Annotated in this window: 15 protein-coding genes and 1 pseudogene; 3 read left to right on the top strand and 13 right to left on the bottom strand. The window is 59.7% G+C overall.

Features of this window, described 5'->3' with window-relative positions; genetic code table 11:
* Positions 1 to 18: 18 nt before the first annotated feature.
* Positions 19 to 996, bottom strand: a complete 978-nt coding sequence (locus PD282_RS10805; protein ID WP_274650687.1) for an alpha-ketoacid dehydrogenase subunit beta — start codon at positions 994 to 996, stop codon at positions 19 to 21.
* Positions 997 to 1,020: 24 nt separating this feature from the next.
* Positions 1,021 to 2,088, bottom strand: coding sequence for a pyruvate dehydrogenase (acetyl-transferring) E1 component subunit alpha (gene pdhA, locus PD282_RS10800; protein ID WP_274655159.1), 1,068 nt, complete (start codon positions 2,086 to 2,088; stop codon positions 1,021 to 1,023).
* Between the two features lie 295 nt (positions 2,089 to 2,383).
* On the opposite strand from pdhA, the gene PD282_RS10795 reads away from it, so the two are divergent.
* Positions 2,384 to 3,124, top strand: coding sequence for an alpha/beta hydrolase (locus PD282_RS10795; RefSeq protein ID WP_274650686.1), 741 nt, complete (start codon positions 2,384 to 2,386; stop codon positions 3,122 to 3,124).
* Positions 3,125 to 3,217: 93 nt separating this feature from the next.
* Here the strand turns inward: PD282_RS10795 and PD282_RS10790 are convergent, their stop codons facing one another.
* Both PD282_RS10790 and PD282_RS10785 read right to left on the bottom strand, forming a co-directional pair.
* On the bottom strand, positions 3,218 to 3,706 hold the full coding sequence (locus PD282_RS10790; RefSeq protein WP_274650685.1) for a low molecular weight protein-tyrosine-phosphatase: 489 nt from the start codon (positions 3,704 to 3,706) through the stop codon (positions 3,218 to 3,220).
* Positions 3,703 to 4,389, bottom strand: a complete 687-nt coding sequence (locus tag PD282_RS10785; RefSeq protein WP_274655157.1) for a trimeric intracellular cation channel family protein — start codon at positions 4,387 to 4,389, stop codon at positions 3,703 to 3,705. Before PD282_RS10785 ends, PD282_RS10790 begins: the two co-directional genes overlap by 4 nt.
* A 69-nt stretch (positions 4,390 to 4,458) precedes the next feature.
* On the opposite strand from PD282_RS10785, the gene PD282_RS10780 reads away from it, so the two are divergent.
* On the top strand, positions 4,459 to 5,220 hold the full coding sequence (locus PD282_RS10780) for a thiamine diphosphokinase (protein WP_338045174.1): 762 nt from the start codon (positions 4,459 to 4,461) through the stop codon (positions 5,218 to 5,220).
* Between the two features lie 38 nt (positions 5,221 to 5,258).
* Here PD282_RS10780 and PD282_RS10775 read toward each other — a convergent pair whose 3' ends face one another.
* From PD282_RS10775 to PD282_RS10755, 5 genes and pseudogenes are all read right to left on the bottom strand, one after another.
* Entirely contained in the window at positions 5,259 to 7,250 is a 1,992-nt protein-coding gene (locus PD282_RS10775; protein WP_274650684.1) for an endonuclease MutS2, read from the bottom strand.
* Positions 7,251 to 7,886: 636 nt separating this feature from the next.
* A complete protein-coding gene (locus PD282_RS10770) occupies positions 7,887 to 8,669 on the bottom strand; it encodes an MBL fold metallo-hydrolase (protein WP_274650683.1) in 783 nt (260 codons plus the stop codon).
* A gap of 26 nt (positions 8,670 to 8,695) precedes the next feature.
* Positions 8,696 to 9,364, bottom strand: a complete 669-nt coding sequence (locus tag PD282_RS10765) for a GNAT family N-acetyltransferase (protein WP_274650682.1) — start codon at positions 9,362 to 9,364, stop codon at positions 8,696 to 8,698.
* Positions 9,365 to 9,438: 74 nt separating this feature from the next.
* Positions 9,439 to 10,105: pseudogene (locus PD282_RS10760) on the bottom strand (GNAT family N-acetyltransferase).
* Positions 10,106 to 10,128: 23 nt separating this feature from the next.
* The gene (locus PD282_RS10755) at positions 10,129 to 10,989 is read right to left on the bottom strand and encodes a carbon-nitrogen hydrolase family protein (RefSeq protein WP_274650681.1); all 861 of its coding nucleotides are present in this window, start codon (positions 10,987 to 10,989) and stop codon (positions 10,129 to 10,131) included.
* Between the two features lie 169 nt (positions 10,990 to 11,158).
* Here PD282_RS10755 and PD282_RS10750 point away from each other — a divergent pair, with 169 nt between their 5' ends.
* On the top strand, positions 11,159 to 11,644 hold the full coding sequence (locus PD282_RS10750; RefSeq protein WP_274650680.1) for a C40 family peptidase: 486 nt from the start codon (positions 11,159 to 11,161) through the stop codon (positions 11,642 to 11,644).
* A gap of 108 nt (positions 11,645 to 11,752) precedes the next feature.
* Here PD282_RS10750 and PD282_RS10745 read toward each other — a convergent pair whose 3' ends face one another.
* From PD282_RS10745 to PD282_RS10730, 4 genes are all read right to left on the bottom strand, one after another.
* Complete coding sequence (locus PD282_RS10745; RefSeq protein ID WP_274650679.1) at positions 11,753 to 13,108, bottom strand: HAMP domain-containing sensor histidine kinase; 1,356 nt, start codon at positions 13,106 to 13,108, stop codon at positions 11,753 to 11,755.
* Positions 13,105 to 13,803 (bottom strand): response regulator transcription factor, encoded by a 699-nt coding sequence (locus PD282_RS10740; protein WP_274650678.1) that lies wholly within the window; start codon positions 13,801 to 13,803, stop codon positions 13,105 to 13,107. Before PD282_RS10740 ends, PD282_RS10745 begins: the two co-directional genes overlap by 4 nt.
* Positions 13,804 to 13,906: 103 nt before the next feature.
* Positions 13,907 to 15,457, bottom strand: coding sequence for an ABC-F family ATP-binding cassette domain-containing protein (locus tag PD282_RS10735; RefSeq protein ID WP_274650677.1), 1,551 nt, complete (start codon positions 15,455 to 15,457; stop codon positions 13,907 to 13,909).
* Between the two features lie 97 nt (positions 15,458 to 15,554).
* Positions 15,555 to 17,243, bottom strand: coding sequence for a serine/threonine protein kinase (locus tag PD282_RS10730; protein WP_274650676.1), 1,689 nt, complete (start codon positions 17,241 to 17,243; stop codon positions 15,555 to 15,557).
* Between the last annotated feature and the right edge of the window lie 3 nt (positions 17,244 to 17,246).

Below are 17,246 nucleotides of genomic sequence, written 5' to 3'. Positions count from 1 at the left end.
CATTTCGTAGAGATGGGGTTAAAAGTTCACGACTTTATCGGCGGCCGCCATGATGCGAGCGGGGCCGGGCAGCCATGCGTCCTCGATTTGGGCGAACGGGTATACCGTATCCGGGCCCGCCACGCGAAGAACCGGAGCTTCCAGATGAAGAATCGCTTTCTCGTTGATTTGGGCGATGATTTCCGCCGCCGCGCCCGATGTTTTCTGCGCTTCCTGGACCACGATCGCCCGGTTCGTTTTCTGAATCGAGGCGACGATCGTGTCGATATCGAGCGGCATCAGCGTCCGAAGGTCGATCACTTCCGCCTTGACGCCTTTCTTCTCCAGCTCGTCGGCCGCTTTGAGCGCCGTATGAACCATGAGGCCGTATGCGATAATCGTGACGTCGCTGCCTTCGCGGACGACGTTCGCTTTGCCGATCGGCACCGTATAGGCGTCCTCCGGCACTTCCTGGCGGAACGCGTGATACAAATTCAGATGCTCCATGAAAAAGACCGGGTCGTTGTCGCGGATCGCAGAGATAAGCAGGCCCTTCGCATCGTACGGATTGGAAGGCACGATGACCTTCATGCCCGGCGTTTGAATGGCGAGCCCCTCCAGCGAGTCGGTGTGCAGCTCGGCCGCTTTTACGCCGCCGCCGAACGGCGTGCGGAACACGATCGGCGCATGATAGCGGCCGCCGGAACGGAAACGCATGCGCGCCGCCTGGACGAACATCTGGTCGAGCGCTTCGTAAATAAAGCCGACAAACTGGATCTCGGCTATCGGGCGGAAGCCCTGCGTCCCCATACCGACCGCAAGGCCGGCGATGGCCGACTCGGCGAGCGGCGTGTCGAAAACGCGCTCCGCTCCGAATTCGCCCTGCAGCCCTTCGGTTGCGCGGAATACGCCGCCGACCTTCCCCACGTCCTCGCCAAACACGAGTACATTCGGATCGTTCTTAAGCTCCGCGCGCATCGCGTCGCGGATCGCTTCTTTCATATTCATTTGAGCCATTGTCGAAGGTTCCTCCCGCCACTATTATTGAAAATCGGCCTTTTGCTCTTCCAGGTGGGCCGGCGTATGCTCGAACATCGAATCGATCAGTCCCGCGACCGTCATTTTCTCCGCCGCTTCGGCTTTTTTGATCTGCTCGTTTACGGCCGCTTTCGCTTCTTCCTTCACGCGGGCCGTATCCTCGTCCGTCCAAAGCCCTTTTTTCTCCAGGTACTTGCCGAAGCGCGTCAGCGGATCCTTCAGCGCCCATTCGCTTTCTTCGTCCTTCGTCCGGTATTTCGAAGTATCGTCGGACATCGAATGCGGACGGAAACGGTAGGTCAGCATTTCGATCAGCGTCGCGCCTTCGCCGCTGCGCCCGCGCTCCGCCGCATCGGACACCGCTTTGATCACCGCAAGCACGTCCATGCCGTCGACCTGAACGCCGCGAATGCCGGCCGCCACCGCTTTATGTGCGATCGACAGCGCCGCCGTTTGCTTCTCAAAAGGCGTCGTAATCGCATAGCCGTTATTTTGCACGACATAAATAACCGGGAGCTTGAATGCGCCGGCAAAGTTCATGCCTTCGTAGAAATCGCCTTCGGAGGAGCCGCCGTCGCCCGTATAGGTAATGGCCACGCGCTTCTCGCCTTTTTTCTTGAACGCCATCGCGATGCCGGTCGCATGCAAAATTTGAGCGCCGATAATGATTTGCGGCATAAGAACGTTGACGCCTTCGGGAATTTGGCCGCCGTGCTGATGGCCGCGCGAATACAGAAACGCTTGGTACAGCGGAAGCCCGTGCCATACGATTTGCGGCATGTCGCGGTAGCCCGGGCAAACGAAATCGTCTTTATTCAGGGCATATTCGCTTCCGATCATCGACGCTTCCTGACCGGATACGGGGGCGTAGAAACCGAGTCGTCCCTGCCGGCCGAGATTGACGGCGCGCTCGTCCCAGGTGCGCGTGAACACCATACGGTACATAATTTCCTTCAGCTGTTCGTCCGACAGCTTCGGCATAAAGTCCGGATTGACAACGTCGCCTTCCAGCGACAAAACCGATAACGGCTGAACCGGCTCGGATTGAACCTCGTAAGGCAGCTTGCTCATCACCTTGCTCATTAACGTTCACCTCGGTGGAGTATTTGAAAAACCGCGTGTCTCTGTTATAGAATGATTATAAACCTGTTTAAGTGATACGGTCAAAGACAAATCGGAAAGAAACCGTTGATTTCGCTTGTTTTCCCCCTTGATTATTCATGCATTGTATATGTAACAGGACTTAGAATCTTATGTAACAGGGTGATACAACGTGGCGAAAAAGCACGAATAACGGCAGTGTTTCCTTTCTTTTGTTTACCCACAATGCACGCAATCCATGCAGTTTCCGAAAGGAGTTTTTGGTTTGACCGACGCCCGCTTTCTGAAACGAACGATTGTAAAAGAAACGGTTGACAGCGCATATCTTCCGGAGGGCCGCCGTAATCTGCGCGTCTATTTGCCTCCCGGTTACAACGAGCTGCTCAGCTATCCGGCCGTCTATTGCCAGGACGGAGAAGATTTTTTCAACTTCGGACGGGTGGCGACAATCGCAGGCCGGCTTATATTGGACGAAGGGCTGGAGCCGTGCATCATCGTCGGAGTAGATGTGGACAAAAAGGTGCGAACCGCGGAATATTCGCCGGACGGCGAGCGGCATCGGCCGTACGCGGCCTTTTTCGGCGAAGAGCTCGTCCCGTTTATCGAGGCCAAGTATCCCGTGCGCCGCGATCCTTCGGAGCGGGTGCTGGCCGGCGATTCGCTCGGCGGCACGGTCTCCCTTCACCTGGCGCTCGCTTTCCCGCACCTGTTCCGCCGCGTCATTTCGCTTTCCGGCGCCTATTATCCCGAATCGCAAAGGATCGCGAAGCAGGCCGGCCCGCTGGACTGGCTGTCGGTGTACATGATTGTCGGTCTGCAGGAAACGGCGTTCGAAACCGACCGCGGCGTATTCGATTTTGTCGCCATGAACCGGAGCATGAACGAAATCTTGACGTCAAACGGAGCCGGCGTCCGTTACGGCGAGCATGACGGGCGGCATGTATGGGGATTTTGGCAGCAGTATATTCCGGACGCCTTGAAAGCTTTTCTCCGCACCGAACCGTAACGGCAAAACAAAAGACCGCACCCGTCAAACCGGCTTCAATCCAGCCTGTGACCGTGCGGTCTTTATTTCATAACAGGATGCCTTTCCGGGCGGCTAGACGCGGCTTTCATTCAGCCGCTCGCTGCAAATCCGCTCCAGCAGCCGCCCGCAGCCTTCGTCCACGAGCTCGTACACTTCCTCGAAATTGCCGGTATAATAAGGGTCGGGCACGTCCGCCGTCTTTTTCTCCGGCAGCAGATCCATAAATTTCAAAACTTGCGCCCGCTCCGAGGACCTGCAGCCGAACAGCCGGCGCACATCCCGCTCGTTGGCGCTGTCCATGCAGACGATATAGTCGTACGACTCGAAATCGGCGGGCCGCACCAGCCGGGCGCGAATGCCTTCGTACGAAATGCCGAGCCGATCCAGCAGGGCGCGCGTCCCCTCGTGCGGCGGCTTGCCCAGGTGCCAGTCGCCGGTACCGGCGGAATCGGCGGCAATCCGGTCCTCCAGCCCCCGCTCCTTCACTTGATGCCGAAACACCGCCTCCGCCATCGGCGAGCGGCATATGTTGCCCAGACAAACGAACAATACGGATATCACGGGCGTCCCTCCTTAGGCTGATCGCTTTCCTGCATCGCCGCCCGCTGCTCTTCGGCGTGTACCGATTGCGCCAGCGTGAATTTCAGCGACCGGCGGGGCAATCTCCACTTATAATGAACCGAAAGCATGCGAAATACAATGACGATACAAAACAGGATAAACAGCTCGAGCGGGGTTTGAAACCAGCCGAGCCCGATTGCCGCGCCGGCGCCCATCGCCCACACCGCATAAATTTCGTCCCGCAGCACAAGCGGCTTGCGCCCCGCAAGAACGTCACGGATCATCCCGCCGCCGATGCCCGTCAGCATGGCCGCCACGATGACCGCGCTCAGCGGATGCTTGCCCGTTGCGTACAGCGCGCCCTGAATCGCAAACGCCGACAGTCCGATCGCATCGAAAAACGCTTCGCTTTTGCGCCAGCGCTGGATCCATTTGGCCGGCATCACAAACGCGATCGCCATTGCGATGACCGCCGTTTTGAGCAGCATGCCCTGGGTCCACAGCGTGGAGATCGGCACGGCGATCAGCAGATTGCGAACGACGCCTCCGCCGAATGCCGTCACGAGTCCGAGCACGAAGACGCCGAGAATGTCGTATTCTTCTTCCATGGCGACGATGGCGCCGCTCACCGCAAACGCGATCGTGCCGATAATGCTGAGCCAAGTAAAAATATCCATGTCCATATGCCAGTTCACACCATGATGCTCCCCGCTTCCCCGTCTTCGCTCATGCACAAAAAACGGGGCTGATTTTTGTCCTATCTCATTTTAGCCGCGGAGGGGACAATCGGCAAGAGCGTTCTGTTCAACCCCGCCCGATACGAGTATACTGGCAGAAGCGACTCCATCGGCAAAGGACTGATACCCGTGAGAATGGACAACCCGCGAATCGTTATTTTTTCCGGCGGCCGGCTCGGACCCTGGGCGCTGGAAGCCGTGCAGCCGGACGATGTGCTGATCGGAGCCGACGGCGGCGCCTTATTTTTGATCGACAACGGTCTGCGGCCCGATACGGCGCTCGGCGATTTCGATTCGGTCTCGCCCGGCCAGCTCCGGGAAATTCGCCTGCGCAGCGGCGAAACACTGGACTGCGACCCGGTCGACAAAGATTATACCGACACGGAGCTTGCGTTCCGCCTCGCGTTGACGAAACGCCCGGCAAGCGTGCTCCTGCTCGGCGTGCTCGGCACGCGGTTCGACCACTCGCTGGCGAACGTGCACCTGCTCCGGACCGCAGCCCGTAACGGCGTAGAGGCCATGATTGTCGACGAGCACAACCGGATCCGGCTCGCGGCAAAGGAGCTGACGCTGCCTGCCTCCGGTTTCCCGTACGTATCGCTGCTTCCGCTCACACCGTCCGTGACCGGCATTACGCTGGAGGGGTTCCGCTATCCGCTGCGCGAGGCGACGCTTGAAATCGGCCAGTCGCTTGGTATCAGCAACGTGCTGGAGGCGGAAACCGGCATCGTGCGCATCCGCGACGGCGAACTGCTCGTCATCGAAAGCCGGGACTGACGGCAGATGCGCGAACGGCGGCAAGGCGGTACCATACGTTACCGGTCCGGCTCATCCGGATTCGGCGTTTCGATCTGCAGACCGGTCACGTACTTGCGCCCCATCAGCTTGCGCGTCTTGCGGTTCGCCTTCGTGTCGAAGACGATATCCATATCGTAATCCTGGCTCGGATACAGCTTCGCCGCTTCGATGTAGAGCGACAGCCGCTTGCGGTTGAACCGACGCTTTTGGCCCTGGATCTGCACGACGACCTCTCCGCGCTCGTCGGCCGGCCGGTAGACGATGCCGGTCCGTTTCAGCGGATGAATCCATACGCAGTCTCCGACCTGAAAATGCTTCGTTCGCTCCGGCTGCGCGGCGGAGTGCGGATTTTCCGTCGCTTGTTCGCCGGCTCCGTCACGACGAGCGGAGGATTGAGTGTCCGGAGCGACAAATTCCGCTTCCCGGGGCCGGAGTTCCTTCCGGACGCCCGCTGCCGGTACGCTCGGCTCCTGACGGCTTTGCCCTACCCGGGCGATGCGCGCTTCCGCCTGGGCGACGACGCGCTCCGGCAAACCGAACCGGCGGGCGATCGCAAACGCATAGCTTTCCCCCGCTTCGCCGATTTCCAGCCTGTACAGCGGCATCAGCGTTTCAGCATCAAACGCCATTCGTGCGTTCGTGCAGCCCTCGGTTTGCGCGGCGTACCGCTTGATTTCGTTGAAATGGGTCGTCGCCGCGGCGACCGACCCGCGATTCAGCAGTTCTTCCAGAATGGCGATCGAGAGTGCGATCCCTTCACCGGGGTCCGTGCCTGCCGCCAGCTCGTCGAGCAGAACGAGCGTGCGGCTGTCCGCCGAATCCAGTATCTCGCGCATGCTTGCCATATGCGCTGAAAAGGTGCTGAGCGACTGCTCGATGCTCTGCCCGTCGCCGACGTCGGCCATAATATGGCGGAACAAGCCGAAAGCAGTTCCCGGCGCCGCCGGGACGAGCAGGCCGGATTGCGCCATCAGCGCCAGCAGGCCGATCGTTTTGAGCGCCACCGTTTTTCCGCCCGTATTCGGCCCCGTCACGATCAGCTGGAGGCGGCTGCCGCCGATTTCGACGTCAAGCGGCACGCAGCCTTCGCCGAGCAGCGGATGTCTGGCGCCGACCAGTCGGATATAGGGCCGGTCCAGCAGCTCCGGCGCGATGCCGTCATACGACCGGGACAGCTTCGCCCGCGCGAAAATAAAATCGAACGCCGCCATCGCTTCCAAATTCCATTTCAGCCGCTCGCCTTCCGCTTCGGCCATTTCCGACAGGCGGGACAAAACGATTGTCCGCTCCCGGTCCTCCTCCGCCTTCCACATCTGCCATTCCGCCTGCAGCCCGGCGACGTCGGCCGGTTCGACGAACAGCGTCTGCCCGCTCGCCGATTCGTCCCATACGGTGCCCGGCACCTGCCTGCGCAGATCGCGCTTGACCGGGAGGACGAAATGACCCGCCCGCTTGCTCACGATTTGCTCCTGCAGCGCCGATTTATATTTAGCCGTCAGCTGCTGCAGCCTTTTCTCGATCCGGTCTTCGGCGGCCGCGAGATGTCGGCGGATATCGCCAAGCTCCGGACTTGCCTGATCCGTCAGCTCCCCGTACCGGATGCAGCGGTCGAGTTCCTCGCGCAGACTGGGACAGTCGGACATCGAATCGGCGTATTCGCTGATCGTCGGCGCCGTATCCCGTTTGGCGTCCATGTAACGCTTCATGTGGGCAACCGCAGCCAGCCATGAAGCGAGGCGTCCGAGCTCCTCCTCGGTATACATTTTTCCCTTACCGAGCAGCGCGATGAACGGTTCGATCCCTTCCATCGCCGACAGCGGTACGCTCGCCCCGGTTGCCAACAGCTGCGCCGCTTCGCCGGTTTCGCGCAGCCAGGCTCGCACCGGCCGCTCGTCGCCGCTCGGCCGATGGCGTTCCGCCAACGTTCTTCCAGCATCGGAAACCGTATATTCGACCAGACGCTTCTTTATTTTGTCATACTCCAGCTTGATAAAGCTTGCTTCGTTCACCTGTATTTGCCTCCTTGACGTGCGGAATCGATTCGATAAAATCCATACAAAAAAGGCCGGAACGCATGCGCGTCCCGGCCCTGTCGATGTTAACGGATTGCCGGCGTTCACTTCGGAAATTGCCGGCCTCGCCCGTACGGAAGCGGTACCGGTGATTTTCCCGAAGCGCCGGTCCGCGGGCAAAAAGCTGACGCCTGCCATTCCGGCAAAACGCATCTTAGCCCGCGAATCCATAGCGAAAGTTTACAAAACTTTCCTATCGAACAAAAAAAGCGTGCTCAAAGAGCACGCGATTATACCCGTTTATGGATAAAGGGGGAATCGTCATGTTCTTAACTCTTGGCCGACACGTTGACTGCGATCCGTACAACAAACCAATCCCGGTTCCGAAGCCGCCGGAATGGAGTGAAGCAAATCGCGCAGACTTCTCCCGTTACAATAAAGCGGGAGCGTGCCGAATATCCAATTATGAGTTAAGAACACCTGTAATCATGAACATTTCCCCTTACCTATCGAATCACGTCCATCATATCCCGGGACAACCCCGGATGTCAAGCGGCTGGAAAGCATCGCGCCGCGAGTTGTCCGAGATCCGGAAGAGGCATTGAGCCGCAGCGCCTCATCAACGCGATCGGCTCAGACGGTTACCGTCAAGCCGGTTGACGCGAACGAGACGCGCTCGGGCAGACCGTAATCGCGTCGAAGATCGATATCGTGCGACAAATGGGTGAATATTGTCCGCCGCGGCTTGCATGACGCGATCACGTCCAGCGCCTCCGTTACGTCATAGACCGATCTCGTTTCCAGCGGAAACGGCTCACGGTAAAAGTTCGTCCCGAGCACGAGAAGATCCAGTCCGCGGAGCGGGGCGAGCTGCTCCTCCGGCAGCGCGATCGAATCCGAGCAGTACGCCCAGGCGCGCCCAGTCGTCTCATGATGGAATCGAAACGCATACGCATACCCGTTTTTCCCGTGGTTCACTTTCCAGCACAGCACCTGCCAGCCGCCGAAACGAATCCGGCCGTCCGAAGGGATCGGTATGAAGTCGATTTGCCGGTGAATCCACGGAAAGCGGCTGTTGATTTCGTCGATGACTTCCGGCATGGCGTACGCCTGGCCCTTCATTTCCCGCCACCGGCACAAATCCGCCCACTCCGCAAGCCCCCCGATGTGATCGAAATGCGCGTGGGTGATCAGTATCCGGTCGATCCGCCGCCGGTTCGCCATCTCCATTTGGCCGCGCCAATCCGGTCCGCAGTCGATCAGCATGTCTCCGAATTCGGGATCGTCGAGATGAACGAGCGAACGAAAGCGCCGGTTAACCCCGCCTTGGCGCGCTTCCATACATACCTCGCAATCGCAATAAACCCGGGGCACGCCCATCGAATCGCCGGTTCCCCAAAATGTAATGGTCGTCAATGCGTCCACGCCTCCTTAAGCAAGCGTCAAATCGGCTTTAACGCAATATCGTCCTGCTGCCGCAGCCGCTCCATCATGTCGTGCCATTCCTTCGGCTTGTCCGGCAATGCCGAATAATAGCGGTCGAGAAACGTCGTGACAAGCAAAGCCGGCAGCCGATCGAGCGCTTCATCCTGCGGCAGGAAGCAGAGATCGAGACCGCCGACGCCTTCGCCGTTTTCTTCCCACGACGGATGAAGGTAGGGGAAATCGAGCCGCTTGTATCCGATATGCGACAGCACCTCCCGCCTGACGTAAGGGTTCATCGGCGTTACGCCGCCGAAATCATGCTCCGTCTTGGCGGGATTGTAGATTTCCGCGAACATCCCGATCCGGTCCGTCCCGGCCGCCTCGGCCAGCCGCGCGAGATCCCGCTCCCGATTCCGCATCAGGAATCGCCCGATGCCGAGCGCCGGTTGGCCGATAATGGTGAAGTCGGTCATCGCGACCTTCAAATCCGGGTAAAAGCGGTATTCGGTCGCCCCGACGACCTCTCCTTCGTGAACCGCGGCGTAAACCTGGATGCCGCGGTCTTCCAGCGGCTCCTTCCATTTGTCGAAAGCCAGCACTTCTTCGGGCGGAAAGACGGTTTGCATCATGCGGTGCATGCTCGCGAATAAAGGATCGTCGATCGACTGAATGCGCTTATATTCCATACGGACAACTCTCCCTCTCTCCTATGTACTTTCGGCAAAACGAGCAAAAACTGCATCTACGGGCCGTTCCTTCACTACTCTCCGTAAAACGGATTTCGCCATTCCATCAGCGCGGCGAAGCCGCACGATTCCTCATCCTGCAAATAGTCCGCAGCTACGCCGACCGGCATCCGGCCGCAGCCGAGCAGAAACGAGACGACCGGGTCGCGCAGCTCTCCAGCCACGACCTTGTCCAAATACTGCGGTGCTGTGCATTTCGCCCGCATATCGGGAGTAGCCCGGCATCCGGCCGCCTCCGAGCAGCCGCTTCAGGCCGAGATGTACGACGACTTCGTACATCGTCTGCATCAGCCATTTGCCGATGCCGGCTTTGCGGTACTCCGGCACGACGCAAAGGTCCACCACATACAGTGTCGTGCCATTCGGGTCATGATTGCGGATGTAGCCGCCGTCCGTCACCGATTCCCAGCTGTGCGTTCCGGAGGCCGCCGCTTCACTAACCAGGAGAGCGGTCATCGAACCGACGAGCCGTCCTCCGATCTCCGCGCACAGCGCACCTTCGGGAAACCGCGTCACATGCTCGCGCAGCTGATCCTCATTCCACCACAGCCCGGACGGAAACGGCGGCGGAAAGCATTCCCGCTGCACGGCGATCATGCCCTCGACATCCGCAAGCGAATAATTCCGAATCGTCGCCGGGACAGGCTTTCCCGAAACATAGACAATCAGTTGTTTACGCATCGGACGCTCGCTCTCCCCCTCGATTAACTCCAATCCGGATACAGATCGGTTCTGCGGTCCCGCCACGTCGTCACGGAACCGGCGGCCCTTACTTTCTCAAGCAGCTGCAAGTCCAGATCGGCGACGACAAGCATGTCGTCGTTGATCACGCCTTCGGCGACAATGCCGGCCGGCGGGAACGGGATATCGTTCGGCGATAGAATCGCCGCCTGCCCGAAATTGGCGCGCATAAAATCGACCCTGCGCAGCGAACCGACGGTGCCCGTCGTCACGACGTACACCTGGTTCTCGACCGCTCTGGCATGGCAGCAGTACCGCACCCGGTAGAAGCCGTGCCGGTCGTCCGTGCAGGACGGGCAAAACACGATGTCCGCCCCTTTTGCCTTCGCCATCCGCACGATTTCCGGAAATTCGATGTCGTAGCAGGTCAGCATGGCGATGGTGCCGAACTCCGTTTCGAAGACGTCCAGCGATTCGCCCGGCGTCATGTCCCACGCTTCCACCTCGGTCGGAGTCAAATGCAGCTTCGGCTGCACGGCGATCCGCCCGTCGGGATAGAACAGGTGTGCCGCATTTTGGCGTTTGCCGCCTCCGGCGTCGACGACGTGCGTGCCCCCGACGATATGCATGCCGTACTGCCGGGCCAGCCCCTGGAACAGCGCCAAGTAACGCGGCGTGAACTCCGGCAGCCGCTCGATGCCGAGCGGATTGCCCTGCCCGTCAGGGACGGACAGCAGCTGAGTGGTGAAAAATTCCGGGAACAGGACGAACTGCGCGTCGTACTCCGAAGCATTGCGAACGTAATGGGAAGCCTGGGCGGCAAACTGTTCGAATTGACTGATGTCCTCCAGCTTGTACTGAACCGCACAAACCCTTATCGTCAATCTCCTCACTCCTCCTAAATTAGAAGATTCTAATGCAATTCTCATAATTCTATGCAAACCGTTGAGAGCGCTGGCATAGCGCCTCCTTTGCCAAAGGCTGGCACGGCAAATCTCTGTTATAGTGATCGGGTGTCCGAATCGACTACCGTATAGGAGGTTATGACATCTTATGGCACAAAACAAACTTTTTCGTAAACTTACGGCTATACTGCTGTCTGCAATGATCGGTTTTTCCGCCGCGGCTGCCTTCGGGCATGCCCCGAAAGCGGCGGCCTCTTCCGCAACCGGCGCGCGCGTACTCGCCATCGGCGACAACTATTTGGGCGTCCGGTATAAATTCGGTGCGCCGACCGGCGTCAGCTACGTCTTCGATTGCTCGTCGTTTACGCAATATGTGTTCCGCAAAGTCGGCGTTCATCTGCCGCGCCTGTCGAAGCAGCAGGCGGCCAAAGGCCGATACGTCTCCCGCAGCCATTTGCAAAAAGGCGACCTGGTGTTCTTCTCCACGCCGGATTCGCGCGGAAAAATCGGGCATGTCGGCATTTATGCCGGCAACAACCGCATGCTTCATACGTACGGTCAAGGCGGCGTAAAATTTTCGACGATCAATTCGTACTGGAGCAAGCGTTATATTACCGCCCGCCGCGTCCTCTGACCGGACAAGCTAGGCAGCATGAAGCGGTGAACAACAAGCCGATCGGCGCGAACGCGTCCGCCGGCAGTCCTCATGCAGGACTGCGCGCCGGGCGCCGCGGCCGGCCGGCTATTTTTTTTGTGGCAGCGTGACGGTGATCGTCGTGCCTTCGTCCGGTTTGCTGAATACGTCGATTTTTCCGTCGTGCAGGTCCACGATCCGTTTGGCGATCGACAGCCCGAGGCCGACACCGCCGGTCGACCGCCGGCGCGCGCCGTCCACCCGGAAGAACCGCTCGAACAAATGCGGCATTTCTTCGGGCGGAATCCCGATCCCTTTATCCGCCACCGCCATCCGGACAAGCCCTTTGTTTACGGACAGCGTCACGTCGATCGTTTCTTTGCTGTATTTAATGGCATTATCGAGCAAAATGACGAGCAGCTGCCGGATTTTTTCCTTATCGGCCGTTAGCCGGACATCCGTCTTCGGCGCCTGCACCCGGATGAGCCGGTGGAACGTCATATGGAGCATGTCGGCCGTTTCATCGGCGAGATGGACAAGATCGAACGTTTCGAGCTTGAGCCAGTCCTCCTGCTCGGCTTCGGCCAGCATCAGCATCGATTTCGTCAAATTTTGAAGCCGGGCCGATTCTTTCGAAATCGCCTCGATCGCTTCGTCGCGCACATTCTCGTCGTCCCGCCCCCAGCGGTTCAGCAGCCCAGCGTAGCTGCTGATGACGGTCAGCGGCGTCTTCAGCTCGTGCGAAGCGTCGGCGACGAACTGCTTCTGCCGCTCGAACGTCCGGTCGAGCCGGTCGATCATTTGATTGAAAGCCCGCGCCAGCGACAGCAGCTCGGCGGACTGGTCTTTGCCGCCGAGCTCGATTTTTCGCAGCTTGCCGCTCCGGTCGATCTCCCGCATCGTTTGCACCATGTGCTGAATCGGCGATGTCAGGCGCGACGTGAACCAGTAAGTCCCGAGAATGGCGAACATGATCGCCCCGACGCTGGTAACGGTCAGTGCGATGACCAGCACCCGCAAATAGCTGTCCAGCAGCGTCAGCATGCGGTACAGCTCCAGCGTTCCGATCACCTGCGTACCGTTATATAGAGGCACTTTCATATACAGCACGCGGCGGTTGTCGATATAGATCATCCCGGTATCGTGCTGAACGCTGAACACCGGCTTCAGCGCCAGCAGCTGCGGATCGGAGCCGGACGTATTGAGCACCCTGCCTTCCGGCGAGACGATCCGCATCAGTTCGCTGGCATTATAATAATCGGTCAGCAGGTCGGGATCCGACAGCCCCGCCGGCTTGTCGATCCGCTTGTCCTCGAGCAAAATATTCACCTTGTTCGTCATCAGCTGATCCTCGCTCCGAAGCGTGATATTGATGACGAACAAATAAACGAAGATGTTGAACAGGATCAAAATGAAAATGAGCCAAAATATCGTAAAAAACGTAAACCTTCTTCGCAGCGTCATGCATCCGGCTCCTTCAGCATGTAGCCGACGCCCCGCACCGTATGAATGAGTTTATGCCTGAAGCCTTTATCGATTTTCTGGCGCAAATAACGGATATAGACATCGACGAGGTTGGTCTCGCCGATAAAGTCGTAGCCCCATACCTCGGACAAAATTTCTTCGCGCGATTTTTCTTCGTTCCGATGCTCCGCCAAATAGACGAGCAGCTCGAATTCGCGCGGCGTCAGCTCGATCGGCAAATCCTTGCGGTACACTTTGCGGGTGCGCAGCTCGATCGCCAAATCCGCCGTTTTGATAACGTCGGCGCTTTCCGCCTCGCGCGGCTGCGCCTGAAAGATGCGCAGCAAATTGCGGACGCGCGCCAGCAGCTCCTCCATCGCAAACGGCTTGGTCACGTAATCGTTGGCGCCGTGCTCAAAGCCGCTTACTTTATCGGGAATCGTATCGCGGGCCGTCAGTAAAATGATCGGAATCGGGTTGCCCGCCTGGCGCAGACGCCGCAGCACCTCGATCCCGTTCAGCTCCGGCAGCATCACGTCGAGCAGCACGAGATCCCAATCGCCCGACGAAGCCTGCTCGATGCCGCTGCGGCCGTCAGAAGCCCGACCGACCACGTAGCCCTCGTGCTCCAGCTCAAGCTGCAAAATCCGCGCAATACTTTCTTCGTCTTCAATAACGAGTATGCGTTCTTTCATGGTCTTCACCTACCTCCGATGACTGAATTGGCAAGCGACCGCTGACCTTATCATAAAGAAGCGTCCCCCCGTTTGCAAGCGAAGGCGGGGCGTCTGTCTGCCGCTACCGACGCATCGACCAGGCTTCGACGTCCCACACTTTCGTGACCCAGTCCTCGTAAAATTCCGGTTCGTGGGAAACGAGTACGACCGTCCCTTTATACGCCTGCAGCGCCCTTTTCAGCTCAGCCTTGGCTATGACGTCCAGATGGTTCGTCGGTTCGTCGAAGGCGATCCAGTTGCTCTCCCGCATCATCAGCTTGCATAAGCGCACCTTGGCCTGCTCGCCGCCGCTCAGCTGGTTCAGCGCGCGCGTAATATGCTCGTTTTTGAGCCCGCACCGCGCGAGCGCGGCACGCACCTCGTGCTGGTTCATGCTCGAAAATTCGTTCCAGACATCGTCGAGCGGCGTCAAGGAAGGCGCCTTCGCTTCCTGCTCGAAATAAGCCGGGTGCAGGTAATCGCCGCGGTAAACCGTGCCGGCCAGCGGCTGCAGCAGGCCGAGGACCGTTTTGAGCAGCGTCGACTTGCCGACGCCGTTGCAGCCGACGACGGCGATTTTGTCGCCGCGCTCGATCAGCACGTCCATCGGCGGAAGCAGCGGCCGGTCGTATCCGATGGAGAGCCCCTGCGCTTCGAACACGGTTTTGCCGCTCGTGCGCGCTTCCTTGAACTGGAACGTCGGCTTCGGCGCCTCCTCGGGCCGGTCGATCCGTTCCAGCCGGTCGAGCTGCTTCTCGCGGCTTTTCGCCCGTCCGCTCGTCGATGCGCGCGCTTTGTTGCGCTGGATGAAATCCTCCTGCTTTTTAATATAGTCCTTCTGCTTCTCGTAAGCTTCGATATGCTGGGTTTTGTTCATATCCGCCATTTCCAGAAACTTCTCGTAATTCGCCGAATAGCGCGTGAGCCTGGCAAATTCGAGATGATAAATGACGTTCACCACTTCATTCATGAAGCCGGTATCGTGAGAAATCAGCATGAATGCATGCGGGTACGATTTCAAATATTGGGTCAGCCACGCGATATGCTCTTCATCCAAGTAGTTCGTCGGCTCGTCCAGCAGAAGGACCGTCGGCTTCTCCAGCAGCAGCTTGGCAAGCAGCACCTTCGTCCGCTGGCCGCCGCTTAACGATGCCACGTCCCGGTCAAGACCGATCGCGTTTAAGCCGAGGCCGTTCGCCATCTCCTCTACCTTCACGTCGATGAGATAGAAATCGCCGATTTCCAGCTCCTCCTGGATTTCGCCCATGCGAACGAGCAGCTCGTCGAGCCTGTCCGGATCGGCATCCGCCATTTGCCCGGCGATATCGTTCAGCTCATTCTCAAGCTCGAGCAGCGGCAGAAAAGCGTCCTTCAGCACGTCGCGAATCGTTTTGCCAGGCGCGAGCTTCGTATGCTGGTCCAAATAACCGTAGCGGATTTTCGGCGTCCACTCGACCCGGCCGCTGTCCTTGAGCAGGCTGCCCGTCAAAATGTTCATCAGCGTCGATTTCCCGGCGCCGTTCGCGCCGACAAGCCCGACGCGCTCGCCCGCCAAGAGGCGGAACGAGACGTTTTTAAACAACGTGCGGTCTCCAAAATTATGGGATAATTCTTCGACTGTCAATAAACTCATCGTTTCCTTGGCTCCGTTTCATTCGTAGATATCGTTTGGGCCTGCGACGTCAGTCGCCGCCCGCGTACCATTGTATCATACGAATTCCCCGATTGTGTCAAGACGGTGCAAAAACGCGGTCGGCGAGCGGTCCGAACGCGCTTTGCAGCGAATTCATCCAGCCGCGTTCGTCCGTCGCCCAAAGTCCCAACCAAATAAAATCCAGCCACCGCTCCTGCGGCAGCAGCGGCACGACCGCCGACGGCTTGGAAGGGAGCATAGCCAGCCATTCCGGGCGGCCGCGGAACCGGCAGTCTTTATTCGCGAGCCAGACGGTCGCGAGGCCGGCCTTGCTCCGCTCGAACGAGAGCGCCTGCGCCTTCCTTACCCGGACCGGCGTCCACTTGGAAGGAAAAGGGTCGGCGACAAACAGCAGCTCGTCCGCGCCGAGCAGCTGCTCCCGCGCCGCTTCTTCAACCCACCGCGAGGAAAAATCCGTAATGACGACGGATTGCCTCAAGGCTTCCGTCATGAGACGGAATTTGAGCGCATCGTCGGCGCCTGCCGCTTCCTGCGACGGTTGGAGCGCGTGCCACAGCACTCCGCCGGCTTGTACGCGGATATATCGCGGGTCGAGCGGCCCCGCGGCTCCGCCTGCATCCGGTTTTTTCCCGGCCAGATCGAGCAGCGCCAGCCATTCCGGCTCCACGGCCGGATGCTCGACGGCTGCGCAGGAGATGCCTCGGGCCGCGAGCAGGCGAGCCAGCGTAACGGCGGCGAACGTCGCGCCGGCGCCGGAGGACAAAGAAGCGACCGCGATGCGGCGCTGCTTCGGAAAAGCGTCCGCATCGGGCCGGTTGTAACCGGGCGGCGTTTCGCCCGAAGCCGGCGACGAGGAAAGCCGCGATCGGCCGCCGATGCCTGCGTGCAGGCCCCCGCTTCCGCGGGAAGCGCGGCCGCCGGCTGCTTCGGCCTTCTTCTCCGCTTCCAGGCATGCCATAAGCGCTTCCTCCGCCTTCGCCATCGAAGCGTAGCGGACTTCGGGTCTGGCGTCCGTCATGACCGCGATGACGGACGCCGTCTGCGGCAGCAGCCGCGACGCCGGGCTCCCGCTTCCGGGGCGCGCTTCCGCATCGAGCGGCCTTTTCACCCCGCTCAGCAAATAATCGAGCAGCGCCCCAAGCCCGTACACGTCGGTCCGCGCGTCGCTCTGCCGCCTTCCTTCCTGCTCCGGGGCGGCGAAGCCCGGCGTGCCGAGCTGGACGGTGTCGCCCGCCTGCCCCGCCTTGAAGCTCCGGGCGATGCCGAAATCGATCAGGCGCACATACCCGGCGCGGTCGATCATGACGTTCGTCGGCTTCAGGTCGCGGTGAATGACCGGCGGCTGCTGCCGGTGCAGGTAATGCAGCGCGTCGCACAGCTGGACGGCGGCATCCAGCGCCTCGGCCGGCCGCAGCGCGCCGCCGCGCGACGCCATAAAGGACTGCAGCGTAACCCCGTCGATGTAATCGGTCACCAGCATCTCGCTGCCGCCTGCTCCCGGCGGGAAATAATCGACGATTTGCGGCAGCCGGGGGTGGCTCAGCCGCATCAGCAGCGACGCCTCCTCCGCTCCGTACAAGCCGTCCGCGGTCGGCGGCTTGTTCACCTTAAGCGCCCTCAGCTTCCCCTGCAGGCGCAAATCTTCGGCGGCATATACCTCGCCCATGCCGCCGCGGCCGATCATGCCGGCAATCCGGTAGCGGCCGCCGATGACGCTGCCGATTTCAAACGACACGCCTTCAATAAAATCATTGCTGACGTTCATTTC

Origin of the sequence: Paenibacillus humicola (assembly GCF_028826105.1) — a bacterium.
Taxonomy (GTDB): Bacteria; Bacillota; Bacilli; order Paenibacillales; family Paenibacillaceae; genus Paenibacillus_Z; species Paenibacillus_Z humicola.
This window is presented reverse-complemented; position numbering and strand designations above follow the sequence as displayed.